General features: G+C 66.2%; 24 protein-coding genes. 13 read left to right on the top strand and 11 right to left on the bottom strand.

What is annotated here, in order from left to right:
- Positions 1-239 precede the first annotated feature (239 nt).
- On the bottom strand, positions 240-947 hold the full coding sequence (locus BJ997_RS01440; protein ID WP_035834960.1) for an iron-dependent transcriptional repressor DtxR: 708 nt from the start codon (positions 945-947) through the stop codon (positions 240-242).
- Between the two features lie 85 nt (positions 948-1,032).
- Here BJ997_RS01440 and serC point away from each other — a divergent pair, with 85 nt between their 5' ends.
- Both serC and BJ997_RS01430 read left to right on the top strand, forming a co-directional pair.
- Positions 1,033-2,151: a phosphoserine transaminase gene (gene serC, locus BJ997_RS01435; RefSeq protein ID WP_035834959.1), complete on the top strand. Its 1,119-nt coding sequence runs from the start codon at positions 1,033-1,035 to the stop codon at positions 2,149-2,151.
- A gap of 26 nt (positions 2,152-2,177) precedes the next feature.
- Complete coding sequence (locus tag BJ997_RS01430) at positions 2,178-2,411, top strand: DUF2530 domain-containing protein (protein ID WP_035834958.1); 234 nt, start codon at positions 2,178-2,180, stop codon at positions 2,409-2,411.
- Here BJ997_RS01430 and BJ997_RS01425 read toward each other — a convergent pair.
- Complete coding sequence (locus BJ997_RS01425) at positions 2,373-2,990, bottom strand: DUF3027 domain-containing protein (RefSeq protein WP_084141006.1); 618 nt, start codon at positions 2,988-2,990, stop codon at positions 2,373-2,375. The two genes, BJ997_RS01430 and BJ997_RS01425, sit on opposite strands and share 39 nt — an antisense overlap.
- Positions 2,983-3,363: a cold-shock protein gene (locus BJ997_RS01420; protein ID WP_035834957.1), complete on the bottom strand. Its 381-nt coding sequence runs from the start codon at positions 3,361-3,363 to the stop codon at positions 2,983-2,985. Before BJ997_RS01420 ends, BJ997_RS01425 begins: the two co-directional genes overlap by 8 nt.
- A gap of 100 nt (positions 3,364-3,463) precedes the next feature.
- On the opposite strand from BJ997_RS01420, the gene BJ997_RS01415 reads away from it, so the two are divergent.
- Genes BJ997_RS01415 through BJ997_RS01405 form a run of 3 tightly spaced genes read left to right on the top strand, consistent with a single transcriptional unit; the run spans position 3,464 to position 7,350 of the window.
- Positions 3,464-3,739 carry a hypothetical protein gene (locus tag BJ997_RS01415; RefSeq protein WP_035834954.1) on the top strand — a complete coding sequence of 92 codons (276 nt, stop codon included), beginning with the start codon at positions 3,464-3,466 and terminating at the stop codon, positions 3,737-3,739.
- Positions 3,740-3,743: 4 nt separating this feature from the next.
- Positions 3,744-5,663 (top strand): helicase-associated domain-containing protein, encoded by a 1,920-nt coding sequence (locus BJ997_RS01410; RefSeq protein WP_035834953.1) that lies wholly within the window; start codon positions 3,744-3,746, stop codon positions 5,661-5,663.
- A 43-nt stretch (positions 5,664-5,706) separates the two neighbouring features.
- A complete protein-coding gene (locus tag BJ997_RS01405; protein WP_035834951.1) occupies positions 5,707-7,350 on the top strand; it encodes a DNA repair helicase XPB in 1,644 nt (547 codons plus the stop codon).
- 88 nt (positions 7,351-7,438) lie between these two features.
- Here BJ997_RS01405 and BJ997_RS01400 read toward each other — a convergent pair whose 3' ends face one another.
- Positions 7,439-8,149 carry a pyrimidine reductase family protein gene (locus BJ997_RS01400; protein ID WP_035834950.1) on the bottom strand — a complete coding sequence of 237 codons (711 nt, stop codon included), beginning with the start codon at positions 8,147-8,149 and terminating at the stop codon, positions 7,439-7,441.
- Between the two features lie 9 nt (positions 8,150-8,158).
- Positions 8,159-9,034, bottom strand: coding sequence for a dihydropteroate synthase (gene folP, locus BJ997_RS01395; RefSeq protein ID WP_084141009.1), 876 nt, complete (start codon positions 9,032-9,034; stop codon positions 8,159-8,161).
- A 141-nt stretch (positions 9,035-9,175) separates the two neighbouring features.
- Here folP and BJ997_RS01390 point away from each other — a divergent pair, with 141 nt between their 5' ends.
- The 6 genes from BJ997_RS01390 to BJ997_RS01365 all read left to right on the top strand — a co-directional run bounded on the left by BJ997_RS01390 (position 9,176) and on the right by BJ997_RS01365 (position 17,355).
- On the top strand, positions 9,176-9,868 hold the full coding sequence (locus BJ997_RS01390) for a response regulator transcription factor (RefSeq protein ID WP_035834948.1): 693 nt from the start codon (positions 9,176-9,178) through the stop codon (positions 9,866-9,868).
- A 32-nt stretch (positions 9,869-9,900) separates the two neighbouring features.
- On the top strand, positions 9,901-11,589 hold the full coding sequence (locus tag BJ997_RS01385) for a sensor histidine kinase (RefSeq protein ID WP_035834947.1): 1,689 nt from the start codon (positions 9,901-9,903) through the stop codon (positions 11,587-11,589).
- A gap of 116 nt (positions 11,590-11,705) precedes the next feature.
- Positions 11,706-11,996 carry a WXG100 family type VII secretion target gene (locus tag BJ997_RS01380; protein WP_035834946.1) on the top strand — a complete coding sequence of 97 codons (291 nt, stop codon included), beginning with the start codon at positions 11,706-11,708 and terminating at the stop codon, positions 11,994-11,996.
- Between the two features lie 124 nt (positions 11,997-12,120).
- Positions 12,121-14,259: a choline BCCT transporter BetT gene (betT, locus tag BJ997_RS01375; RefSeq protein ID WP_035834945.1), complete on the top strand. Its 2,139-nt coding sequence runs from the start codon at positions 12,121-12,123 to the stop codon at positions 14,257-14,259.
- On the top strand, positions 14,256-15,770 hold the full coding sequence (locus BJ997_RS01370; RefSeq protein ID WP_052541895.1) for an aldehyde dehydrogenase family protein: 1,515 nt from the start codon (positions 14,256-14,258) through the stop codon (positions 15,768-15,770). Before betT ends, BJ997_RS01370 begins: the two co-directional genes overlap by 4 nt.
- A 22-nt stretch (positions 15,771-15,792) precedes the next feature.
- Positions 15,793-17,355 (top strand): GMC family oxidoreductase, encoded by a 1,563-nt coding sequence (locus tag BJ997_RS01365; RefSeq protein ID WP_035834944.1) that lies wholly within the window; start codon positions 15,793-15,795, stop codon positions 17,353-17,355.
- Between the two features lie 71 nt (positions 17,356-17,426).
- On the opposite strand, the gene groL is transcribed toward BJ997_RS01365, so the two are convergent.
- From groL to BJ997_RS01340, 5 genes are all read right to left on the bottom strand, one after another.
- Entirely contained in the window at positions 17,427-19,055 is a 1,629-nt protein-coding gene (groL, locus tag BJ997_RS01360) for a chaperonin GroEL (protein WP_035834943.1), read from the bottom strand.
- Positions 19,056-19,184: 129 nt separating this feature from the next.
- The gene (locus BJ997_RS01355; protein ID WP_035834942.1) at positions 19,185-20,240 is read right to left on the bottom strand and encodes a DUF3048 domain-containing protein; all 1,056 of its coding nucleotides are present in this window, start codon (positions 20,238-20,240) and stop codon (positions 19,185-19,187) included.
- A gap of 68 nt (positions 20,241-20,308) precedes the next feature.
- A complete protein-coding gene (locus BJ997_RS01350; RefSeq protein WP_035834941.1) occupies positions 20,309-20,512 on the bottom strand; it encodes a cold-shock protein in 204 nt (67 codons plus the stop codon).
- A 250-nt stretch (positions 20,513-20,762) separates the two neighbouring features.
- Entirely contained in the window at positions 20,763-21,326 is a 564-nt protein-coding gene (locus BJ997_RS01345) for a LytR C-terminal domain-containing protein (protein ID WP_035834940.1), read from the bottom strand.
- Positions 21,327-21,377: 51 nt separating this feature from the next.
- Entirely contained in the window at positions 21,378-21,674 is a 297-nt protein-coding gene (locus tag BJ997_RS01340; RefSeq protein WP_236628732.1) for a DUF3263 domain-containing protein, read from the bottom strand.
- 235 nt (positions 21,675-21,909) lie between these two features.
- Here BJ997_RS01340 and msrB point away from each other — a divergent pair, with 235 nt between their 5' ends.
- Entirely contained in the window at positions 21,910-22,311 is a 402-nt protein-coding gene (gene msrB, locus BJ997_RS01335; protein WP_035834939.1) for a peptide-methionine (R)-S-oxide reductase MsrB, read from the top strand.
- A gap of 2 nt (positions 22,312-22,313) precedes the next feature.
- Positions 22,314-22,880 carry a nitroreductase family protein gene (locus tag BJ997_RS01330; protein ID WP_035834938.1) on the top strand — a complete coding sequence of 189 codons (567 nt, stop codon included), beginning with the start codon at positions 22,314-22,316 and terminating at the stop codon, positions 22,878-22,880.
- Positions 22,881-22,893: 13 nt separating this feature from the next.
- Here BJ997_RS01330 and BJ997_RS01325 read toward each other — a convergent pair whose 3' ends face one another.
- Positions 22,894-23,889: a DMT family transporter gene (locus BJ997_RS01325; protein WP_236628730.1), complete on the bottom strand. Its 996-nt coding sequence runs from the start codon at positions 23,887-23,889 to the stop codon at positions 22,894-22,896.
- Positions 23,890-24,062 lie beyond the last annotated feature (173 nt).

Here is a 24,062-nt window from a genome sequence, read left to right as displayed (position 1 = left end):
TTCGCTAGTCGCGGGTGTGTACCGCAGCAAGAGACGGGTGAGTCTGGCGTCTTGCCGAGGGCCCTTCGACCGATTTCCGGTCTGTGGGACATCCCCGAGGTTACGTGACACCGGTCTGTTTGTCACTCTGAGGGCAACTTTTCTAACGAATTGGTAACGGGGCGCACGCGGCAACGGGACGATTGGGACCGCCCGGCCCGCGGCATCCGTCGTCCCATTCAGGGGCGGAAAGGCCGTGATTACGCGGATGCGACGGGCGTCGTCACGAAGATGTGACCGGCCATTTCGTTCGGCAGCTCCAGGCCATTCCCGAAACCTTCGACCTTTACCAGAACGTACGACCCAACGGCCGAAAACATACCCGTTGCTCCCGGCATGACTCCGGACTGCTTGAGCTGGAGCAAAAGTTCGGGGTCGAACTGAACCGGTTCCCCCAGGCGACGGATTACCGCGGTCACCGGTTCGGGCGAGCTCGCCACGAGGGTTAGGAGGTTGGTGACACCGGCCATGAACGCCACGGCAGGCGAATCGCCGAACTCATCGAGCCCGGGAATGGGGTTGCCGTACGGGGACTCCGTGGGGTGTCCGAGAATCTCCAGGATCTTGCGTTCGACCTGCTCGCTCATCACGTGTTCCCAGCGACAGGCCTCGTCGTGCACGAACTCCCACTCAAGTCCGATCACGTCGCTGAGCAGGCGCTCGGCGAGACGGTGCTTGCGCATCACGTGCACGGCCTTCAGGCGGCCTTCCCCGGTGAGCTCGAGGTGGCGATCATTCGACACCACCACGAGTCCGTCGCGCTCCATGCGACCCACGGTCTGCGACACCGTGGGGCCGGAGTGACCGAGGCGCTCTGAGATTCGGGCGCGTAGGGGAACGATTTGCTCTTCCTCGAGGTCCAGAATGGTGCGCAAGTACATCTCGGTGGTGTCGATCAAATCAGTCATTCGCAGCCTCTCTCTGGGCCGCTGCACGGCCGGTATCCGGTGTCACAAGACTACCCGCCGCTACGCGCGCCGCTAGAATCGCCTCATGCCGGACCTGATGATTCCCACTGAACTGCTGCCCCTCGACGGACGATTCGGCTGCGGCCCATCGAAAATCCGCCGCGAACAACTCGACCACCTGATCGGATTCGCGACCGGAATTCTGGGCACAAGCCACCGCCAGCCCCCCGTGAAAGACCTCGTCGGCCGCGTGCGCGCCGGGCTCGCCGAGCTCTTCGACATTCCCGAAGGCTATGAGGTTGTGCTCGGCAACGGCGGATCCACCGCCTTCTGGGACGCCGCCGTCTTCTCCCTGATCGAAAAGCGCAGCCAGCACCTCGTCTTCGGTGAGTTCGGCGGCAAGTTCGCCAAGGCCGCCGCCGCACCGTTCCTCGAAGCCCCCGACGTGGTGAGCGCCCCCACCGGGTCGCGCAGCGAGTTCGTCGCCCGCGAGGGCGTCGACGTGTATGCCTGGCCCCAGAACGAAACGTCGACCGGGGTCATGGCCCCCGTCAGGCGCGTCGTCGCCGACGAGGGCGCCCTCACCGTAATTGACGCCACGAGCGCCGCCGCGGGCATCGACTTCGCCGCCGACCAAGCGGATGTCTACTACTTCGCCCCGCAGAAGAACCTCGCCTCCGACGGCGGCCTCTGGCTCGCCCTCTTCTCCCCCGCGGCGATCGAACGCGTCGAGCGCATCCACGCGAGCGGACGCTACATCCCGGAATTCCTGAGTCTGAAGAACGCAATCGACAACTCGCGTCTCAACCAGACCCTCAACACCCCGGCCCTCACGACCCTCCTGCTGCTCGAAAGCCAGATCGACTGGATCAACACAAGCGGCGGGCTGTCGTGGGCCTCTGCGCGCACGCAGGAATCGTCATCCGTTCTGTACGACTGGGCCGAGAGCGTCGACTACGCCACGCCTTTCGTGGCCGACCCGACCCACCGCTCGCAGGTCGTCGCCACGATCGACTTCGTCGACTCCGTCGATGCCTCGGCCGTGAGCAAGATCCTGCGTGCCAACGGCATTCTCGACACCGAGCCGTACCGCAAGCTCGGCCGCAACCAGCTGCGCGTGGCCACCTTCACGGCGATCGACCCCCATGACGTGCGCAAGCTCGTCGCGTCCATCGAGCACGTCGTGGGACACCTCGGAAACTAGCGAATTCTCACGGAAGCGGGTCGGGTATGCGTCTCTGGTTGAAAGACAGCGAACGTCGGCCTGACCCGCTTCCCGCACGCACGGATGCCCGCAAGGCTTACCTGGCGGGCACCGTCGTGTGGGTTCTCGCGCTCGTCGCGGCGCTGATCTGGCGCGACCAGATCACCGCCGCCGGCCTGGCCTGGTGGATCTGGTGCGCCGTGATCGGCGTGGGACTGGGGCTATTCGGACTTGTCTGGGTGCAGGTGCGGCGCCGCTAGCGCCTCGTCGAAGTCGATGCCGTCGAGATGATCGTCGGCGCGGTCTGCGTCGAAGCCGTCGTCGGGCTCGTCGTCGTCTTCATCGTCGTCGTCGTCCGACTCGTCGTCGCTGCCGTCCTCGGACTCATCGTCGGGGTCGGACTCGTCGTCGTCATCGGATTCGTCGTCGCTGTCGTCGTCCGACTCATCGTCGCCTTCGCCGTCCATCAGGCGGTCCGACCACGGCACCCAGTCGGGCGCCGTCAAGGCATACTCGCCCGGCATGAGTTCGGTTTCGAGCACGGTCGGTTCGGCGTTCTCATCGGTGCGCGCCAGGGTCACCGTCCACTGCCAGCCCGGGTAACCCGGCAGCGTGCAGTCAAAGAGCAGCGACACAACACGCTCGCCCTCCACGATGTGGCCGAGCAGCCGGCCGATCGAATCCGCCGGAGTGATCTCTTCGAGCGCGGCGCGCGCCACGTCCACCGCGGCGAGCAGAACCTCGTCGACGACCGGAACGACCTCAGCCGGCAGGATGTCAGCCGGTACAACCTGAGCACTGGCGTCGGCGTGCAGCATGCTGTCTTCGGGATCAGGCATCCAGTTCTTCTGCAACTTTCCGCAGCATCGCTGCAATCTTGTGGCTGTGCGAGCTCTCGGGGTAGCGGCCGCGACGCAGGTTCGCGCCAATCCCGTCGAGCAACTTCACGAGATCTTCGACGATGATCGCCATGTCGTCGGCCGGCTTGCGGTTGAGCTTGGACATGCTCGGCGGCGCTTCGATCACGCGCACGGACAGCGCCTGTGCGCCGCGCTTGCCGTCGGCGATGCCGAACTCCAGTTTCGCGCCGGCCTTCACCGTGGTTCCGGCGGGCAGCGCAGAGGCGTGGAGAAAGACCTCGTGACCGTCATCGGAGGTGATGAAGCCGAACCCTTTTTCTTCGTCGTAGAACTTGACCTTACCGGTGGGCATCTAGACCTCGCTGTGGTTTAGGTGTGGGGCGCGCAGGACAGCGCGACGTGCGCGTCCAGCATATTCCGTTCCCGCTGCCTCCGCCCCGTATCCTTGGAGTGTGACCAATCAAAATCCACCCTCCACCGGCCGGTTCGAGCGCATCCTTGCCTACATGGTGGCCGGTGTTGTGGGGCTGTCCATCCTGTGTTTCATCGCCATGATCGCCGGCACGGCACTCGGCGTCGGCAACAACGACGGCTTCAGCAAGGGCCTGTGGCCGGTCGTCATCACGCTTCCGCTTTTCGGACTGCCCCTCGGATTCCTGCTCACCATCGGCCTCATCGTCTTCGTGGCCATCCGCCGCAAGCGCGACTCCACAGCAAACCCGAGCTAAGCGGATGCTGTCACTCGCCACACGCCTGCGCGCTTTCGATGACGCCTCCCTGCGCCGTGCCATCGAGGCCCGTGCCGTCGCGCCCGCCGGTATCCGCGACTTCTTCGACCTCGCCGACGCCCTACTCGAGCCCGCCGCTATTCAGCGCAGCCTGGCGCACCTCGACCGGGCCACCCTCTCCGTGCTGGCCGCCGCCGGGGAGCTCGCGGCGGCATCCGTTGCCTCGGCGGCACGCCGCACGGCCGCCGACCCGGCCGCCGCCGACCTGAGCGAAGCCCTTCCGGCTCCCACGATCACCGAGATCGCCGCCCACCTCACCGACTCGAGCGGCTTCGCGGTGTCGGAAGGCCACGTGCTCTCCCGAGCCGCCGAGCTGGATGCGCTGCTGCTCTGCCTCGTCGCAGACGGCCGGCTGGGCCCGTATGCCGCCGTCTCGACCCAACTGCACCTCTGGCCGGCCCAGGGCCTGCCGAGCGCACTCGAGCTGGCCGCTACGCCCGCGCCGCCCGCCCTCGCGCCTCCGGAAAGCCTCGACGTGAGCTTCACGGACCGGCTCGCCGCCGAACGCGCGTTTGCCTGCGTGTCGTCGATCGCCGAACTCGTGAGCGAACTCGCCCGCGACCCCGCCCGCGAACTCAGCCGTGGCGGCCTCGGCCTGCCCGACACCAAGCGGCTTGCCCTCGTGATGGGCGTCGAAATCGAGGCTGTCGCGCCGCTCGTGACCATCGCCGCGCGCGCCGAGCTCATCGCGCACTCCGAGGGCTACTGGATGGAAACCGAGGCCGGTGAAGGCTGGCTGATCGAACCCACCACCGCACGCTGGGCCCGCCTCGCGCAGGCCTGGCACGACGCCCTGCCGAACTCCGTGCGCGACATTCTCCCCCGCGAGGCAGGAGTGTCCTGGGGCCAGGGCCTTCATGGCTTCGTGGACTGGCTCTACCCCGCCGGCGGCGACTGGATGGAGTCTCAGGTCGCCGAGTTCGCCCGCGACGCCGAGGTCATCGGCGTGACGGCGCACGAGACCACGAGCTCCGCCGGGGCGCGTCTGCTGTCCCATGACCTGCCCGCAGCGATCGACACCATGACCGCGGCACTCCCTGCCGAGGTCGGTGCCGTCTACCTGCAGCACGACCTCTCCATCGTGGCCCCCGGACCGCTGGCGCCGTCGATCGACGCGCGACTCCGGGCGCTGGCGGATGTGGAGAGCAGGGAACTCGCGTCGAGCTATCGCATCACCGCGGCATCCGTGAATCGTGCGCTGGCCGCCGGCGAAAACGCGGAGTCGCTGCTGACCTTTCTCGGCACCATTTCGCTCACCGGCATTCCCCAGCCCGTGCAGTATCTGATCGAGGAGTCAGCCGGCCGTTACGGCCGCGTGCGCGTGGGCAGCGCCGCGCCAGGCTCTGCACCCATGCAGAGCTACGTGCGCTCCGACGACGCCGGACTTCTCGGCACTATCGCCGTCGACCAGACGCTCTCCGCTCTGGGCCTCGACCCCGCCGGCAACCGACTCACGAGCCGTTTCGCCGCCGAACTCGTGTTCTGGGCGCTCAGCGACGCCCGTTATCCGGTGGCCGCCGAAAACTCAGATGGCGAAATCGTGCACCTGCGCCGGCACCAGATCGCGCGGGTGATTCCGGCGACGCCTGTCGACCCGGCCCAGACCCTCGTGGAGAAGCTGCGCGCGGGGGACGGCGGCGAGGTCGTGGCAGCGGATGCCTGGCTCGCTCGCCAGCTCGACACCGCCATCCGCTCCAAACAGACCGTCACGGTGACCATCAGCATGCCCGGCGGCGTGCTCGTGGATTACCTGCTCGAACCGGCCAGCGTGGGCGGCGGGCGCTTTCGGGCGCGCGACCGGCGGGCCGACATCGAGCGCACGCTCCCCATCTCGAGCATCATCAGTATTACGCCGGCACCGTAGAGCGTGCCGTCGTGTTCACCCAACGGGCGTAGGCTTGCTGGCTATGTCTGATGGCCCGCTGATCGTCCAAAGTGACCGCACCGTATTGCTCGAGGTCGCGCACCCTCTCGCCGAGGATGCGCGGCACGATCTCGCCGTATTCGCCGAGCTTGAGCGCGCTCCCGAACACATCCACACCTACCGCATCACGCGGCTCGGCCTGTGGAACGCCCGCGCGGCCGGGCACGACGCTCCCGACATGCTCGCGACGCTCGAAAAATACTCCAAGTTCGCTATTCCGCAGACCGTCTCCGTGGACATCACCGAGACCGTCGGCCGCTACGGCCGCCTCGTCATCGAGCGCGACGCCGAGGGCGCGCTCGTGCTGCAGAGCACCGACCAGGCCGTGCTCATGGAGATCGCTGGCGCCAAGCGCATCGCGCCGCTCCTGATCGGCCAGCCCTCGCCGTCATCCTTCCTCGTTGAGCCGTGGGCGCGGGGGCAGCTCAAGCAGGAGCTCGTGAAGCTCGGCTGGCCCGCCGAAGACCTCGCCGGGTACACCCCCGGCACCCCGCACGAGATCGCCTTGCGCGAAGACGGCTGGGCGCTACGGGACTACCAGAACAAGGCGGTCTCGAGCTTCTTCGACGGCGGCTCCGGCGTTGTCGTGCTGCCCTGCGGTGCGGGCAAGACCCTCGTGGGCGCGGGTGCGATGGCCACCGCGAAGACGAACACTCTCATCCTCGTGACCAACACGGTGTCAGCGCGACAGTGGCGTGACGAGCTGCTCAAGCGCACCACACTCACGCCCGACGAGATCGGCGAATACTCCGGCCAGGTGAAAGAAGTCAAGCCGGTGACGATCGCCACGTACCAGATCCTCACGGCCAAGCGGAAAGGCGAGTACGCGCACCTCGAACTGCTCGACGCCATGGACTGGGGCCTCGTGATCTACGACGAAGTGCACCTGCTCCCGGCCCCGGTGTTCAAGCTCACCGCCGAGTTACAAGCACGCCGCCGGCTCGGCCTGACCGCCACTCTCGTTCGTGAAGACGGCCGCGAGGGCGACGTGTTCAGCCTCATCGGCCCCAAGCGCTTCGACGCGCCGTGGAAGGAGATCGAGGCCCAGGGCTTCATCTCCCCCGCCAACTGCTACGAGGTGCGCATCGACCTGCCACAGTCCGAACGCCTCACCTATGCCGCCGCCGCCGACGACGAGCGCTACCGCCTCGCCGCCACGGCACCGGCCAAACTCGGCGTCGTACAGGCCCTCATCGCCAAGCACGAGGGCGAACGCATCCTCGTGATCGGGCAGTACCTCGACCAGATCGACGAACTCGCCGAGGTCTTGAACGCGCCGCAGCTCACGGGGGCCACACCGATCGACGAGCGCGAGCGTCTCTACCAGGCTTTCAGGGTGGGAGAGGTGAAGGTGCTCGTGGTCTCCAAGGTCGCGAATTTCTCCGTCGATCTGCCCGAGGCGACCGTGGCCATCCAGGTGTCGGGCTCGTACGGCTCCCGCCAGGAGGAGGCCCAGCGCCTCGGTCGCCTACTGCGACCGAAGGAGTCCGGCCTCTCGGCGAACTTCTACACGCTCGTGGCCCGCGACACCGTTGACCAGGATTTCGCGCAGAACCGCCAGCGCTTCCTGGCCGAGCAGGGCTACAGCTACACGATCCTCGACTCCCAAAGCCTCGAGGCTGCCTAGCCCTTTCCGTTCGGGGCCCGGGCCCCGAGCGTGGGCGCAGCTTAGAAACTGGGCCCGCGTTCATAGGGTGGGCCCGGTCTGTCTGCGGTCAGCTCGCCCTGCGGGCATAGCGCAGAAACAGCATGTCGCCGGCACGCAAAACGTTCACGAGCTCCAGGTCACGGGTCGCCGCGGAGGCACCGACAGTGATGCGACCGGCCGAGCCGCCCTCGAGCACCGGACTCAGGCTCAGACACAGCTCGTCCACGCAATCCGCCTCGATCAGCGCGCCAAACAGGCTCGGCCCGCCCTCGCAGAGAATCTGGCTCAGCCCACGTTCGGCGAGCGCCGCCACCATGAGCCTCGCATCAATCTCGGCCTGCCCGCACACGAGCACGTCGGCCACCTCCCCCAGAGCCTCCCGCGCCTCCGCCGGCGACCCCGCGTGCGTCACGACGAGCGGGCGGGCCACGGCCTCTGTGAAGAGCGGATGCCGCGGGTCGAGGTCGAGCCGCCCCGACACTATCGCGACGGGCGGCTGAGCAGCCCATCCCTTCGCTACTCGCCACTTCGCATCCGCTGGTGACACGCCCACGCCAGCGTAGCCCTCTGCCCGCACGGTTCCGGCGCCCACGAGAATCACGTCGCACAGCACACGCAGCGTGTCGAAGACAAGTTTGTCGTCAGCGTTATTGAGCCCGCCGCTCAGACCATCGAGAGTCGCGGCGCCGTCGATGCTCGAGATGAAATTCACCCGCACCTGGGGCGTGCCCCTTTCGACGATGCGGTAGCTCTCTCGGAGCGATTCGGAGGTGAACACAAGAACCTCTCAGGCCTGGTTGTGACGCAGGTAGGCGGGCTGACGAAATCCGAGGATGGCCTCGGTCATGCGCGCGGCATCGACGGCCGCACGCACGTTGTGCATACGGACGATCCGCGCGCCCTGCAGAATGCTGAAGACCATCGCGGCGAGCGACCCCTCCACGCGGTCGCCACGCTCCCGGTCGAGGGTCTCTCCCACGAAATCCTTGTTCGACACGGCCACCAGGGTGGGCAGACCGAGCGCGGTGATTTCGCCGAGCCGTCGGGTGATGTCGAGTGAGTGCAGTGTGTTCTTGTTGAGGTCGTGTCCGGGGTCGACCACCAGACGGTCACGGGGAATCCCGTGCGCAACGGCGAGCTCGACCCTGGCCTGCAGAAAGTCGATGACCTCGCGAACGACGTCCCCGTAGGTGGGCGCTGGATAGGCCGTGCGGGGTTCCGCGAGACTGTGCGTGATCACGAGCGTCGCATCACTGTCGGCCACGACATGGGCCATCGCCGGGTCGTGCAGGCCGGTGGTGTCATTGATCACGTGTGCGCCGGCGCGCAGGGCGGCGCGCGCCACGTCCGAGTGGAAGGTGTCCACCGAGATCACGACACCCGATCCCTGCAGGGCCTCGACCACGGGAACGACCCGGTTGATCTCTTCCTCGATCGGGACCGCCGGGCCGGGGGCGAACTTGGCCCCGCCGATGTCGACCCAGTCCGCGCCGTCCGCTATCGCCCGCCGGGCCGCGGCAACGGATGCGTCGAGCGCGAACGTTGCCCCGCGGTCGTAGAAGGAATCGGGGGTGCGGTTGATGATCGCCATCACGGCGACCTCGCGGGAGAAATCGAACGTCCGCCCGTTCATGAGGCGCCGTGGGGCGTCGATCGTGGGCATCCGGTGCTCGGTGCGTGTGTTCGCCGTATGCATGCCGCTCCCTGAGTTTGTGGGCACTGCGCCCTCTCCAAAGGTACCGAGCAACCACCGCACACCGCCTACTTTCAGTAAACCTCCAGCTAACGCGCAGAGAATGGTCACATGACTGATGGCCCCCGCATTCTCATTGTTGATGACGAACCGAACATCCGCGACCTGCTCACGACCAGCCTGCGCTTCGCCGGCTTCGCCGTGCGTGCCGTCGGAAACGGTGCCCAAGCGATCTCTGCCGTGCTCGAGGAGGAACCCGACCTCATCATTCTCGACGTCATGCTGCCCGACATGAACGGCTTCGGGGTGACCAAGCGCCTCCGCAGCGCCGGGTACACCGCTCCGATCCTGTTCCTCACGGCCAAGGACGACACCGAAGACAAGATCACCGGCCTCACCGTGGGCGGCGACGACTATGTCACGAAGCCGTTCAGCCTGGACGAGATTGTGGCGCGCATCAAGGCGATCCTGCGTCGCACGATGCATGCAGACGAAGACGCCGTCATCCGCGCCGGCGAGCTGACCATGGACCAGGACACGCACGAGGTTCTCGTGGGCAGCGAGCCGATCGAGCTCAGCCCGACCGAGTTCAAGCTGCTGCGTTACCTGATGCTGAACCCGAACCGGGTGCTGTCGAAGGCGCAGATTCTCGATCACGTGTGGGAGTACGACTTCAACGGTGACGCCGGAATCGTGGAGTCGTACATCTCGTATCTGCGCCGCAAGGTCGACGTGCACTCCAGCGAGCCGCTCATCCAGACCAAGCGCGGCTTCGGGTACATGCTCAAGGCCGCCAAGGCATAGTCCCAGCCACGGTTGCTTAGACTGGAGCTCTCATGCATCAGTCACTGACGGAACGATGGAACCGCGTCTCGCTGCGGTCCAAGATCACCGGCGTGACCGTGCTCATGCTTACGCTCGGCCTGCTCGTCTCGGGCATCGGCACGATGGCGATGCTCAAGCAGTACGTCGTCGAGCAGGTCGACACGCAACTTCGCGCCGAGATCCAGACCACGCTCAACGCGTCGTCGTCGAGTGCGCTGTCCCAGAACGGCGCCGAAGGCGTTCCCTCGAACTACTTCGCGGCGCTCTACGACGCCGACGGCGGACTACTCACCCGCACCTGGCGCGACCACGACCACGCCGAGCTCCCCATCGTGGGCATGCCACTCGACCTCGCACGAGCGGCCCAGCTGGACGGCCGCACGCAGACCCTCTACGACGCGTCCCACGACACGGCCTTCCTCGCCGTGGCTGTGCCCGTGGTGATCAGCCCGCAGGGCACCTACGGAACTCTCCTGATGGCGGTGTCGCTGCGTCCCACCGAGAACACCATGGCCACCTACCTCACCATTTTTCTGGGGTTCGGAGCCGGTGTCGTGCTCATCGGAGCCATGCTCACGCGCCTGCTGGTCACGACCACGTTCGCGCCCCTGCGCGAGGCCGAGCGCACGGCCGCGGCCATCGCCGACGGGGATTTCAGCCAGCGACTTGGCGGAGCCACCCCCAACACCGAGGTCGGCCGCCTCAACCGTTCGCTCAACATCATGTTGAACCGCATCGACCGGGCGTTCAAGGACCGCGCTCGCACGATCGACCAGATGCGCCGTTTCGTCGGCGACGCCAGTCACGAGCTGCGCACCCCGCTCGTCTCGGTACGCGGCTACGCGGAGCTGTACCGCATGGGTGCCCTCCAGACCCCGGAAGACGTGGCCCAGGCCATGCAGCGCATCGAAAAGGAAGCCATCCGCATGGGCGGACTGGTCGAGGACCTGCTCGAACTCGCCCGCCTCGACGAGACCAAGCCACTTGCCCTGACCGCGGTCGACCTCGTTCCGCTGGCCCGCGACGCCGCCCTCGATGCAATGGCATCCTCCCCGGCACGCCCGGTGACGGTCCTCACGCCATTGCCGACCACACTGGCGCCTGCGGCATCCGCTGACACGGGCGCCGAGACGGCCGAACTCGAAACCGGAGACGCCCCCGCTACCGACGCGCAGGGCGCACCCGCTACGAGCTCTTTCGCGTCGACCTTCGCTCGGCTACGCACCCGCAAACCACGCAAAACGGATGCCGCGGTGCCCGCCGCGACGCCGTCGACCCCGGCCAGGGACATCGCCGTTCCCGCCATCGTGATGGCGGAGGAAAACAAGATCCGCCAGGTCATCACCAATCTGATGGGCAACGCGATGCGTTTCACCTCGGAGGACAGCCCCATCGAGCTCGAAGTCGCCGTGGACCCGGCGGCCCAGCGGGCATCCATCGCGATCATCGACCACGGCGAGGGGATTCCGCCGCAGATTCGCGAGAAGATCTTCCAGCGCTTCTGGCGCGCTGATTCGTCCCGCGCCCGGGAGACCGGCGGCAGTGGTCTCGGACTCGCGATCGTCGCGGCCATCGTTTCTTCCCATAACGGCACGGTTGACGTAGTCGACACCCCCGGCGGTGGAGCCACCTTCCGGGTGTCGCTTCCCCTCGCGGGCAGCCCGAGCGCCCCACAGAAATCTGAGCCCGTCATCCCCTGACGTTCTCCTCCCCCGCACGCCGGCCCGGTGTGTTGTGCACCAACCTGCGCCTACGACCCCACGCCGCCGTGTCGCAGCCCTACTGTCGAGGCACACACCTCACGGAAGGGCACACCATGACCAGCTACCAGGTAGACAGCGAAGCAGTACTCGCCGCGACGGGCACCATGCGCGGCACGATCGGCCGAATAGAGGCCGAGGTCGCGGGCCTGCACAGCCAGCTCCTGAACCTCGAAGGGTCTTGGACCGGCCAGGCCTCGATCGCGTTCCAGGGCGCGGTCGCCGATTGGAAGGCCATGCAACAGCGCCTCGAAGAGAGCCTCGCAAGCCTCAACCAGGCACTCGCGGCGGCCGGGCAGCAGTACGCCGACATCGAGCAGGCCAACACCCGCCTTTTCGCCCGCTGACCGGGCTCCGACGGCCCCGAGGGGGGCATTTGTTAGACTTGTTGGCTTCGCGACAAACAAGCCACAACCCGGTCGCCACCGCGACCCCGTCAGACGAGACGTCACACCGAGCACCAAGGATGAGATGCCCCCCTCTGAAGTAGAAACACCGCTGTCAGCAACACCCGCACCCGAAACATTCGCTCCAGAGAGCACGACCCGAGTCAACAAGACAGTCTTCATCGGATCCGCGACTGGAATCATCGCGATCGCCCTCTGGTCAATCCTCGCCCCCGGCAACGCGAGCGACGTGATCGGCTCCATCGTGGGCTGGGTCTCCACCAACCTCGGTTGGTACTACTTCGTCATCGTCACGCTCGTGCTGCTGTTCGTGATCTACATTGCCGTCTCCCGCGTGGGAAAGACCAGACTCGGCCCCGACCACTCCCGACCGCAGTTCAGCCTCTTTACCTGGACCTCCATGCTGTTCGCCGCAGGAATCGGCATCGACCTGATGTTCTTCTCGGTCTCCGAGCCCATCACGCAGTACCTCGCTCCGCCCACCGGAGACGGCAGTACGGTCGAGGCTGCCCGTCAGGCCATGGTCTGGACGCTCTTTCACTACGGCATCACCGGCTGGGCGCTCTACGCCCTGATGGGTCTCGCCCTCGGGTATTTCGCGTACCGGCAGAACCTGCCGCTCAGCATCCGCTCGGCGCTGTACCCCATCTTCGGAAAGAAGATCTACGGCCCCATCGGCGACGTCGTGGACATCGCCGCCATTCTCGGCACGATCTTCGGTATCGCCACGAGCCTCGGCATCGGAGTGGCGCAGCTCAACTACGGGCTGACCTTCATGTTCGGCACACCGCAGACCCTCTTCGTGCAGGGCTCGCTCATTGCCCTGTCGGTCGTGATGGCCACCATCTCCGCCGTCACCGGCGTGGAAAAGGGCATCCGCCGGCTGTCCGAGCTCAACGTGCTGCTGTCGGTGGCGCTCATGCTCTTCGTGCTGATCGCCGGCAACACCTCGTTCCTGCTCGACGCGATCGTGCAGAACGTCGGCGATACCCTCAGCCGTTTCCCGGGCATGACCCTCGATACCTTCGCCTACGACAGGCCCGACGCGTGGATGAACGCGTGGACGCTGTTCTTCTGGGCCTGGTGGATCGCCTGGGCGCCCTTCGTGGGTCTGTTCCTGGCTCGCATCTCTCGTGGCCGCACCATCCGCGAGTTCGTCGCCGGCGTTCTCGTGGTGCCGTTCGCCTTCATCCTGATCTGGATCGCCGTCTTCGGCAACAGCGCCCTCGCCATCGTGATCGGTGGTGACGCAGGCTTCGGGGAGATCGCCATGAACTCGCCGGAGAAGGCGTTCTACTCGCTGCTCGCCGAGTTCCCGCTGGCACCGCTCAGCGCCGCGGTCGCAACCTTCACCGGCCTGCTGTTCTACGTCACCTCGGCCGATTCCGGCGCCCTCGTGATGGCCAACTTCACCTCGCACCTGAAAGACGCCGAGTCCGACGGGCCCAAGTGGCTCCGAGTGTTCTGGGCCGTCACCACCGGCGTACTGACCATGGCCATGCTGCTCGTGGGAGGGATCCCCAACCTGCAGAATGCCACTATCATCATGGGGTTGCCGTTCTCAGCGGTGCTCCTACTCATCATGCTGGGGTTGTACAAGGCCCTCCGGGTTGAGCAGTCCCTGAGCGACAGTTACCGGGTGAGCCTGCCCGGACTGCTCTCCGGGCGCAGCGGCGACCCGGCACGCGTGCGCAACTGGCGCCAGCGCCTCTCCCGCGCCATGAGCTACCCCGGCCCGAAGCAGGCCGAGCGATTCGTGGCCCTCGTCGCCCTCCCCGCACTGCAGGAAGTACACGACGAGCTCGCGTCGAAGGGCGCAGACGTCACCCTGAGCGAGGGCGTCGTTGACGGCCTGCAGATTCCGCACGTGGACCTGCTCGTGTCGATGGGCGAGGAACGCGGATTCAAGTATCAGATCTACCCCGTGCAGTTCGACACCCCGTCGTATGCCGTGCGCTCTGCCTCGTCCGCGAGCAAGTATTACCGCATGGAGGTCTTCTCCCTCGAAGGCAGCCACGGCTACGACCTGATGGGGTACAGCAAAGAGCAGGTCATCACCGACGTGCTCGACCACTACGAAACGCACCTGGACTTCCTGCACCTCAACCGGCTTGAGCAACCGGGCAACACCGCCTTCGCCGAAGACCAGGTGGCCAAAGACAATTGGGAAGCCGATTTCGAATCAGATGAGGTAAAGCAATGAGCGCAGTAACCACCACCGTGCCGACCAGCACCGACACCACCTCTGCCACGCTGTTCATCGGCGGCACCTGGGTGTCGGCGAGCGACGCGGGCACCCGGGCCATCCATAACCCGGCCGACCGACAGCTCGTCGGCCTCGTGTCCGAAGCCACGACAGCGGATGCCGAGGCCGCCATCCACGCGGCCCGCACCGCCTTCGACAGCCAGGTCTGGTCATCCGTTCCCGCACCGGAGCGCGGCGACTTTCTGCTGCGAGTGGCCGCGGAACTGCGGGTACGCACAGCGCAATTCGCCCGCGCCGAAACCCTCGATACGGGCAAGCGCCTGGTCGAGAGTGAAATCGACATGGACGACATCGCAAACTGCTTCGCCTACTTCGGCAAGATTGCGGGTCAGGATTCCGGACGCATCGTGGATGCCGGCGATGCCAACGTGGTCAGCCGCATCGTGCACGAGCCCGTGGGAGTGTGCGGCCTGATCGCGCCGTGGAACTACCCGCTGCTTCAAGCGGCCTGGAAGATCGCGCCGGCCCTCGCCGCCGGCAACTCCTTCATCCTCAAGCCGAGCGAGCTCACCCCACACACGAGCATCCTCATGATGGAATTGCTCGACGACCTCGGCCTGCCAGCCGGCGTCGCCAACCTCGTGCTCGGCGCGGGCGCCGTGGCGGGAGCCCCGCTGTCCAGCCACCCCGACGTCGACCTCGTCTCCTTCACTGGCGGGCTCGAAACCGGCAAGAAGATCGCCGCGGCCGCGGCTGGAACCGTGAAGAAGGTCGCCCTCGAACTCGGTGGCAAGAACCCCAATGTGATCTTCGCCGACGCCGACTTCGATGCCGCCGTCGACAACGCCCTCAACGGCGCGTTCGTGCACTCTGGCCAGGTCTGCTCCGCAGGCGCTCGCATCGTGGTGGAAGCATCCGTTGCCGAACGCTTCGTCGATGAGCTGGTACGCCGCGCGAACCAGATACGCCTCGGCGGTCCGTTCGACCCCGAAGCCGAGACAGGACCCCTGATCAGCGCGGCCCACCGCGACAAGGTCACCGCGTACGTGCAGAAGGGGCTCGCCGAGGGCGCCCGCCTGCGCTGCGGAGGGACCTGGGGAGAGGGCGACCTCGAGCAGGGCTATTACTACACCCCGACCGTGCTGGACCGGGTGCACTCCGGCATGTCCGTTGTGGTCGACGAGGCCTTCGGCCCCGTCGTCACGATCGAGACCTTCGAGACCGAGGCAGAGGCCGTGCGCATCGCCAACGATACGGTCTACGGCCTCGCCGGTGCCGTCTGGACGCAGGACGCCGGCAAGGCCCAGCGGGTGGCCCAGGCGCTCCGTCACGGCACCGTGTGGATCAATGACTTCCACCCCTACCTGCCGCAGGCGGAGTGGGGCGGCTACGGGCAGTCGGGCATCGGGCGCGAGCTCGGCCCGATGGGCCTCGGCGAGTATCAGGAAACCAAGCACATCTACCAGAACACGGCACCCGCGGTGACCGGCTGGTTCGCGGCGCGCTGAGCGCCGGTTGAGGACGCAGAACATGAATTCGACAGACTTTGACTACATCATCATCGGTGGCGGATCGGCGGGAGCCGCGGTTGCCGCTCGGCTGAGCGAAGACCCCGAGATCGAGGTGGCGCTCGTAGAGGCCGGACCCGACGACCAGGGCATCGACGTGATCCTGCAGTTGGACCGGTGGATGGAACTACTCGAGAGCGGCTATGACTGGGATTACCCGATCGAGCCGCAGGAGCACGGTAATTCGTTCATGCGCCACGCGCGCGCCAAGGTGCTCGGCGGCTGCTCGAGCCACAACTCCTGCATCGCCTTCTGGGCGCCCGCCGAAGACCTGAACGACTGGGCAACGCTCCACGGAGCAACCGGCTGGGGCGCGGCCAACACGTTCCCGCTCTACAAGCGCCTCGAAACCAACGAGGACCAGGGCGAGCACCACGGCCAGGACGGCCCCGTGCACCTGATGAATGTTCCGGCGGCCGACCCGTGCGGCGTCGCCCTTCTCGACGCGTGCGAGCAAACCGGAATCCCCCGCGCCACGTTCAACTCCGGAACGACAGTCGTCAACGGCGCGAACTTCTTCCAGATCAACCGGCAGGCCGACGGCACCCGGGCCTCCAGCTCTGTGTCGTACATCCACCCGATCCGCGAGCGGGCGAACTTCACGCTGCTCACCGGTATGCGGGCCCGAAAGCTCACGTTCGATGCGAACAAGAGCTGCACCGGCGTGCAGGTCGTCGACGCGAGCTTCGGCAAAACGCACCAGCTCACCGCGCGGCTCGAGGTCGTGCTGTCCGCGGGCGCGATCGATTCCCCCAAACTGCTCATGCTCTCCGGCGTCGGACCGGCCGCGCAGCTTGAGGAGTTCGGCATCGAGGTGCTCGCGGACTCCCCCGGCGTCGGCGAGAACCTGCAGGACCACCCTGAGGGCGTCATCCAGTGGGAGGCGAAGCAGCCCATGCCCGTGACCTCCACGCAGTGGTGGGAGGCTGGCATCTTCACGACCACCGAGGAGGGCCTCGACCGGCCTGACCTCATGTTTCACTACGGTTCGGTGCCCTTCGACATGCACACGGTACGCCAGGGTTACCCCACCACGGAGAACGGCTTCTGCCTCACGCCCAACGTCACGAGGGCTCGGTCGCGCGGCACGGTGAAACTGCGCAGCAACGACTATCGAGACAAGCCCATGGTCGATCCGCGCTACTTCACCGACCCGCACGACATGCGCGTGATGGTGGCGGGCATCCGCAAGGCCCGCGAGATCGTGGCCCAGCCTGCCATGGCCGAGTGGGCGGGTACCGAGCTGTACCCGGGGGCAGCCGTTCAGACGGATGCCGAGATCACCTCGTACATCGAGAAGACCCACAACACTGTGTATCACCCCGCCGGAACCGTGCGCATGGGCGCCGTCGACGACGTGCTCAGTCCGCTTGATCCCGAGCTGCGCGTGAAGGGCGTCACGGGCCTGCGAGTAGCGGATGCCTCGGTCATGCCGGTTCTCGTGACCGTCAACCCGAACATCACCACCATGATGATCGGGGAACGCTGCGCCGACCTCGTGAAGTCGGCCCGCGGCATCCGCTAGCTCGGGAATGCACAAAAAAGTGGGCGCCTCCCGAAGGAGGCGCCCACTTTTCAGTGTGCTACAGGCGGGACTTAGAAGTCCATGCCACCCGAGGGGTCACCGGCCGGAGCCGAGTTCTTCTCGGGCTTGTCGGCAACGACGGCCTCGGTGGTGAGGAACAGACCGGCGATCGACGATGCGTTCAGCAGCGCGGAACGGGTGACCTTCACCGGGTCATTGATGCCGGCAGCGATCATGTCAACGTACTCGCCGGTTGCGGCGTTCAGGCCGAACCCAACGGGCAGGTTGCGCACCTTGTCGGCGACAACGCCAGGCTCCATGCCGGCGTTGAGGGCGATCTGCTTCAGCGGAGCGTCGATGGCGACGCGCACGATGTTCGCGCCCGTAGCCTCGTCGCCGACGAGGTCAAGGATTGCCTTGCTCTCGAATGCGGTCTTGCCGGCCTGGATGAGCGCAACGCCACCACCGGCGACGATGCCCTCTTCAACGGCTGCCTTCGCGTTGCGAACGGCGTCCTCGATGCGGTGCTTGCGCTCCTTGAGCTCAACCTCCGTCGCGGCGCCGGCCTTGATGACTGCAACGCCACCGGCCAGCTTCGCGAGACGCTCCTGGAGCTTCTCGCGGTCGTAGTCGCTGTCGGTGTTCTCGATCTCGTTGCGGATCTGCTGAACGCGTCCGGCAATCGCCTCGACGTCTCCGGCACCCTCGACGATAGTCGTCTCGTCCTTGGTGATGACGACCTTGCGGGCGTTACCAAGCAGGTCGAGCGTGACGTTCTCGAGCTTGAGGCCGACCTCTTCAGAGATGACCTGTCCACCGGTGAGGATGGCGATGTCCTGAAGCTGAGCCTTGCGACGGTCTCCGAAGCCGGGAGCCTTGACGGCGACCGACTTGAAGATGCCGCGGATCTTGTTCACAACGAGCGTGGCCAGGGCCTCGCCGTCGACGTCTTCCGCGATGATGAGGAGCTGCTTGCCGGTCTGGATGACCTTGTCCACGATGGGGAGCAGGTCCTTGATGTTGGAGACCTTGGAGTTGACGATCAGGATGTAGGGGTCTTCGAAGACCGCTTCCTGACGGTCGGGGTCGGTCACGAAGTATGCCGACAGGAAACCCTTGTCGAAGCGCATGCCCTCGGTGAGCTCAAGTTCGGTGCCGAAGGTGTTCGACTCCTCGACGGTGACAACACCCTCCTTGCCGACCTTGTCGATGGCCTCGGCGATGATCGCGCCGATTTCGGTGTCGCCGGCGGAGATGGAGGCGGTGGCCGCGATCTCTTCCTTGGTTTCGATTTCCTTGGCGCTGGCGATGAGCTCGGCGATGACCGCTGCGGTGGCCTTCTCGATGCCGCGCTTGAGGCTGATCGGGTCCGCTCCGGCCGCGACGTTGCGCAGGCCTTCGCGCACCAGTGCCTGGGCGAGGACGGTTGCCGTGGTGGTACCGTCGCCGGCAACGTCATCCGTCTTCTTGGCTACCTCTTTGACGAGCTCCGCACCGATCTTCTCGTACGGGTCGTCGAGCTCGATCTCCTTGGCGATGGAGACGCCGTCGTTGGTGATCGTGGGGGCGCCCCACTTCTTCTCCAGAACGACGTTGCGGCCGCGCGGGCCGAGGGTGACCTTGACAGTGTCGGCGAGAATGTTCAGGCCGCGCTCAAGCCCACGACGGGCCTCTTCATTGAATGCAATGATTTTTGCCATATGTGTAACTCGTCCCTCCCGGACGTTCCAAAAGACTGATGGGTTAGCACTCAAAACCTCAGAGTGCTAAGTCGATTCTGGCACTCTGGGGTCGAGAGTGCAAGCGAACACCGCGGGGCACGGATTCTGTCAGGGCAGGAGTTCGATCGAGCCCTGAGCCGTGGGCACCAACTCGATCCAGGTGTTCCCGGGCGCCAGTCGAACCGTGACACCGTTAGCGTCGGTCAGACGGATCGGCGCGGCCTGGGAGTCCTTCACCCAGGTAGCGTTCAGGGTCTGTCCGCCGGAAGAAACGGAGGCTTCGCCCGAGCCGATCATCGTGGTCTTGGGGATGGCACCGTACTTGTTGTCGATGTCTACGCGCAGGGTCACCACGTTGGTCGCGGTGAGCTGCGCACCGTTGCCGTCGAGGTCGGGAGCGCCCTCCTGCAAACGGAGGTACACCGCTGCCGCGGCGTCCCAGGTCCAGCCGGGCCACCGTGAGGTGGAGAAACGGGTGTTGATCGCGCTGATCGGCGTTCCATCGACCATGGCGGATGACGCGGCAACCGACGGCGCGTAGGCGAACTGCTGCGCGGGTGCGGGCAGGTCGGTGTGTTGCCCCACGACCTCCTTCGCCTGGAGCAGCACGTTGTGCGGCGCGGACTTCGTACTCGTGCGGGTGAATATTCCCGTGTTGTCGTAGTCGAAGATGACGCTGAACACCGGGGCCGCCTTGATCAGGTCGAGGAAGGCCTGGGCGCCGCCGGAATAGGCTGCAATGCCTCCAAACGGTGCCATGATGTCGGGATCCATCGGTCGGATCGAGCGCACGGGCCCCACCTCGTCGGGAACATCGGAGTGCCACACGGCGACATAGCGGGTGATTCCGCCCTCGACGAGCTCCTCAAAGACGATGTCGGCTCGTTCCAGGCCGGCCTGCGGGCGGGCGGCCTCGTGGTTGTCGATCTTCGCGGCGAGCGACGGATGAGCCAGTGCTGCCGCCGACACCTCGGTACCCCGGAGCGGCGCCAGCACGACGGGGTCGGGCTCGGCATAGCTGGATTCCCAACCGGACGCACTCGGAGTGGGGGTCGGTGCCGGGGCCGCGCCGGAGCATGCGGTCAGCAACAACGCCGGGATGAGCACCGCGACGATGCGACCGAACCTGCGGGGCGATGCGGCCCGTGTCTGTATTACCTTCACCTCGACACACTAACGCCGCCCGTAGCACCGGGCGGCGTTAGTCGGGGGTGTGCCTTGAAATTGGACCCTTAGGCCGGACGAACCGACTCGGCCTGGGGGCCTTTGGCTCCCGCACCGACCTCGAAGACGACCTGCTGGCCTTCCTCCAGAACCTTGTATCCGCTCATGTCGATGGCGGAGTAGTGGACGAAAACGTCTTGCCCTCCCCCATCAACGGTGATGAAGCCGAAACCCTTTTCAGCGTTGAACCACTTCACGGTTCCGTTCGCCATGTGTTACTCCTTGGTGCTGTGATTGCGTCGGCAACTGCCCATTGGCCGTACCGGGCCTGCCGCAGAAGCTGCGATCATTCAGCTCGCGTGCCCTGCCCTCTCGCGAGAGCTGTGTGCGCGAATTAAACGTTTGACCACACCAGATAGTAGCGAAGCGGCGAGAGAAGAAAAGGGGGTTGACGCGGGCACATATCGTCGCTAGTAGAACGATCGGTCTGCGCCCGGGATCATGCGGATCTTCGGGTGAAACCTACTCCGGGGGAGCCACATAATCGTTCCCGATGACCACGGTCAGGTCTGCACCGGAGTCGACGAAATCGTCGGCGAGCAGAATGGTCGCACCGGGCAGTGACTGCACCACTCCGAGAGCCGCGCCTTCAAGTGACGCGTCCGCGTAGTAGATGATGGTCGCGGGCTGGTCCTGGGAGTTCGCGTTGCTCGTGGCGCCCACGGTCCAACCGGCTTCTTCGAGGGTGCCCGCAGCGGATGCCGCCACCCCGTTCGATGACGATCCGTTGAGCACCGTCACGCTGAGAGCGGGATCCACCGTGGCCACGGGCGTCGGCTCCGCTGACGGCTCTGCGGAGGCACTGGGATCGGCGGAGGCCGAGATGCCGGGAATGCTGATGTTCAGCCTGTCGTTGAGGGACAAGATTCCGAACACTCCGGCGGCAATCAGGGCGATGGTTGCGCCCAGAGCCCACCAGAACGCCACCCAGCCTCGCCCCTTGCGTCCGGGAGCACGGTGTGCGCCCACGCGATGGAGATCGTGCGGAAGGTGGTCGAATCTGTCGCGTACGTCATGAGTGGGCATCGTAGGTCTGGTTCGGTCCTTGGTCGGGGTCTCGATGTGAAGGGATGAGGATCAGTCGCGCAGGGTGAGGGAGCGCCCGGCTCTCGCTACGGCGCGAGCTTCCCGCATCCGTTGCAGACGCTTGACCAGCATGGGATCGTAAGCCAGCGCGAGCGGCGAATCGATCAACACGGCCAGAAGCTGATAATAGCGGGCCGCCGAAAGCGAGAATTCCAGCCGAATGGCTTCCTCCTTGGCGCCGGGGCTTCTCCACCAGCGGCCTTCGAAGGCGAGGATCGCCGTGTCGCGTTCCGCCAGCTGCGGGGTCTCGCCGCTGCCGGGGGAAGTCGGTTCACGCGCACCGTCCACGTGACACCTCCTCATCCGGCCCTGCGAGGCACGGGGATCGTGCAACACCGTCATCCTATTCAGCCCGGCTGGTTGTTGGCCGCACCGAGCCGGGCGGGCCGCGTTTCGCCTGACGATTCGCCTGAACCTGCCCGAAAGCGGAATGCCGCCGAGGCCCCATGAGTTTAGTCTGGAGTAGATCAATTTGAGAGAGTGGTCACGCGTTTGCGGGACCTGCGTAACGAAGGGAATCACCATGGACCACGAGGTCACGAAGTCAGACGCTCAATGGCGCGAGGAACTCTCCCCCGAGAAGTATGCGGTTCTGCGCGAAGCGGGCACCGAACGTCCGTGGACCGGTGAGCTGCTCGACGAATCTCGCTCGGGCATTTACACGTGCGGCGCGTGCAACGCCGAGCTGTTCCAGAGCGGCACGAAATTCGACTCCGGGTGCGGCTGGCCCAGCTTTTACGAGTCGGTGCGCCCGGAAGCCGTGAAGCTCATCGAAGACCGCTCCCTTGGCACCGTGCGCACCGAAGTTCGTTGCGCGAACTGCGACTCGCACCTCGGCCACGTCTTCGACGACGGTTTCGGCACGCCCACCGGCGACCGGTACTGCATGAACTCAATTTCGCTCAACTTCACGGCTGCAGAATAACGATGCCGAGCGACGGCCACGAATCGGGGGTTCTCGCGGCCGTCGCGAATCGCCGATCTCATTCCCAGGTGACCGCAGAGGCTCCCACCCAGGCCGAGCTGCTGCCCCTCGTAGCCGCGGCCGCGCGGGCAGCGGACCACGCGTCTCTGCGTCCCTGGCGTTTAATCGAGCTGCGAGGCGAGGCGCGCGAGCGCCTGGGCGACGCGTTCGTCACGGCATCTGTCTGCACGGACGAAGACGCCGCCAAGCTACGACGGAAACCGCTCCGAGCTCCGCTGCTCGTGGCGATCGTGGCCTGCCGCCGCGACGACACCCCGGTACAGGTCTGGGAGCAAGACGCCGCGGCCGCCGGGGTCGCGCATCTGCTCAGCCTGCTGTTGGGCGCCGCCGGCTGGGGCGTGATGTGGCGCACCGGGCCGCTCGTGCGTGCCAAGTCGGTGCGCCTGGTGCATGCCCTCGCCCCGTCGGAGGAGCTGCTCGGCTGGCTCTACGTGGGCGGCGTACCCGCCGACTGCACGGCGGGTAATCGCGCCGTGATCGACCCCTGCGACTACCTCAGCGCGCTCTGACTCCCGACCCGCTTTAGCGTCGGCGTCCGACCAGCCGCCAGCGGAATCCCACGATGACCACGGCGGCGAGCGCGAGCGCCGTTCCCCCGACGGTCGTGAGGCCCAGCGGGTGCCCGGACGTGGGCGCGATCAGGTCGATGGCGAGGGCGCAGAGCAGTTGGCCCGCCACGATGGACAGCCCGAGCAGCAGCACGCCCGTGGTGCGCACCACGACGGCGGCGCCGGCGATGAAGATGCAGCCGATGGCCCCGCCGAGGTACAGCCACGGGGACGTCGGCAGGGCGGTGGGGAAGCCCACGGCAAGGCCGTGCAGCACGGCCGCAAGAAATAGCGCGATCGTTCCGGTGAGAAAGTTGAGGAAAGTCGCGGTGAGGGCGCTGCGGGCCAGGATGCGCACGTGCCCGTTTACGGCCTGCTGCCAGCCCTGCGCGATGCCGGCCGCGAGCGGCAGCCAGAGCAACCACAGGGGAACGTCGCTCTTCAGCTGGCCGGAGACCGTCCACGCCACAGCCGCCAGCGCCACGAGGACTCCAATGACCTTGGTCGCGGTGAGGGGCCGTTTGCCTCCGGGGCCGACCCCGAATTGGTCCATGAGCAACCCACTGATCGTCTGGCCGGCCACGATGGCCACCGAGAAGAGAGCGAGTCCCAGGAGGGAGGCTGCCAGCCCCTGCGACAGCACGAAGAGCGCGCCAGACACCCCGCCGAACAGGTGCCACCAGGAGAGTTCCCCGCCGCGCACGGCCTCGCCCACCCGGGTGAGTCCCCGCCGACCGGTGGGCCACAACAGCATGGCGACGGAGAGCAGCACGAGGCCGGAGCCGAAGGAGATCACTGCCGCCGTGAATCCGTCGCCGATCCGAACGCCGAGCTCGCCGTTCACGCGAGACTGCACGGCATACATCGCGCCGATCAGCACCGAGAAGACCACGGCGAGCCATACCGGAAGTACTGACCGGGTCGACACAGCGGGATCGCTCACAGCGTGGTGGGTTCGCAGTTCTGTCACTCAGGTAATCCTAGAGGGAGACGGATGCCGCCGGCTCGGCGCCGACATCCGCTCGCCCCGCCGATGCCACGCGTGTGCCGCGCAGGTGGCGCATTCAGGACATTTTCCGCGCAGGGTAGCTGCCACCCCGAAGTGCTGCGGGACGTCGGTCTCGGTGGTGAGGATGTCTTGAA

It is taken from the genome of Cryobacterium roopkundense, assembly GCF_014200405.1.
GTDB classification, from domain to species: domain Bacteria; phylum Actinomycetota; class Actinomycetes; order Actinomycetales; family Microbacteriaceae; genus Cryobacterium; species Cryobacterium roopkundense.
This window is presented reverse-complemented; position numbering and strand designations above follow the sequence as displayed.

Bases quoted from the DNA above. Each gene is read 5' to 3' on its own strand.
- BJ997_RS01420 (WP_035834957.1), bottom strand. From the start codon at position 3,363: ATGCCCACCGGTAAGGTCAAGTTCTACGACGAAGAAAAAGGGTTCGGC.
- BJ997_RS01380 (WP_035834946.1), top strand. From the start codon at position 11,706: ATGACCAGCTACCAGGTAGACAGCGAAGCAGTACTCGCCGCGACGGGC.
- BJ997_RS01390 (WP_035834948.1), top strand. From the start codon at position 9,176: ATGACTGATGGCCCCCGCATTCTCATTGTTGATGACGAACCGAACATC.
- BJ997_RS01350 (WP_035834941.1), bottom strand. From the start codon at position 20,512: ATGGCGAACGGAACCGTGAAGTGGTTCAACGCTGAAAAGGGTTTCGGC.
- BJ997_RS01410 (WP_035834953.1), top strand. From the start codon at position 3,744: ATGCTGTCACTCGCCACACGCCTGCGCGCTTTCGATGACGCCTCCCTG.
- BJ997_RS01425 (WP_084141006.1), bottom strand. From the start codon at position 2,990: ATGCCTGATCCCGAAGACAGCATGCTGCACGCCGACGCCAGTGCTCAG.
- BJ997_RS01330 (WP_035834938.1), top strand. From the start codon at position 22,314: ATGCCGAGCGACGGCCACGAATCGGGGGTTCTCGCGGCCGTCGCGAAT.
- serC (WP_035834959.1), top strand. From the start codon at position 1,033: ATGCCGGACCTGATGATTCCCACTGAACTGCTGCCCCTCGACGGACGA.
- BJ997_RS01440 (WP_035834960.1), bottom strand. From the start codon at position 947: ATGACTGATTTGATCGACACCACCGAGATGTACTTGCGCACCATTCTG.
- BJ997_RS01405 (WP_035834951.1), top strand. From the start codon at position 5,707: ATGTCTGATGGCCCGCTGATCGTCCAAAGTGACCGCACCGTATTGCTC.
- msrB (WP_035834939.1), top strand. From the start codon at position 21,910: ATGGACCACGAGGTCACGAAGTCAGACGCTCAATGGCGCGAGGAACTC.
- groL (WP_035834943.1), bottom strand. From the start codon at position 19,055: ATGGCAAAAATCATTGCATTCAATGAAGAGGCCCGTCGTGGGCTTGAG.
- BJ997_RS01365 (WP_035834944.1), top strand. From the start codon at position 15,793: ATGAATTCGACAGACTTTGACTACATCATCATCGGTGGCGGATCGGCG.
- BJ997_RS01430 (WP_035834958.1), top strand. From the start codon at position 2,178: ATGCGTCTCTGGTTGAAAGACAGCGAACGTCGGCCTGACCCGCTTCCC.
- folP (WP_084141009.1), bottom strand. From the start codon at position 9,034: ATGCCCACGATCGACGCCCCACGGCGCCTCATGAACGGGCGGACGTTC.
- BJ997_RS01370 (WP_052541895.1), top strand. From the start codon at position 14,256: ATGAGCGCAGTAACCACCACCGTGCCGACCAGCACCGACACCACCTCT.
- betT (WP_035834945.1), top strand. From the start codon at position 12,121: ATGCCCCCCTCTGAAGTAGAAACACCGCTGTCAGCAACACCCGCACCC.
- BJ997_RS01345 (WP_035834940.1), bottom strand. From the start codon at position 21,326: ATGCCCACTCATGACGTACGCGACAGATTCGACCACCTTCCGCACGAT.
- BJ997_RS01385 (WP_035834947.1), top strand. From the start codon at position 9,901: ATGCATCAGTCACTGACGGAACGATGGAACCGCGTCTCGCTGCGGTCC.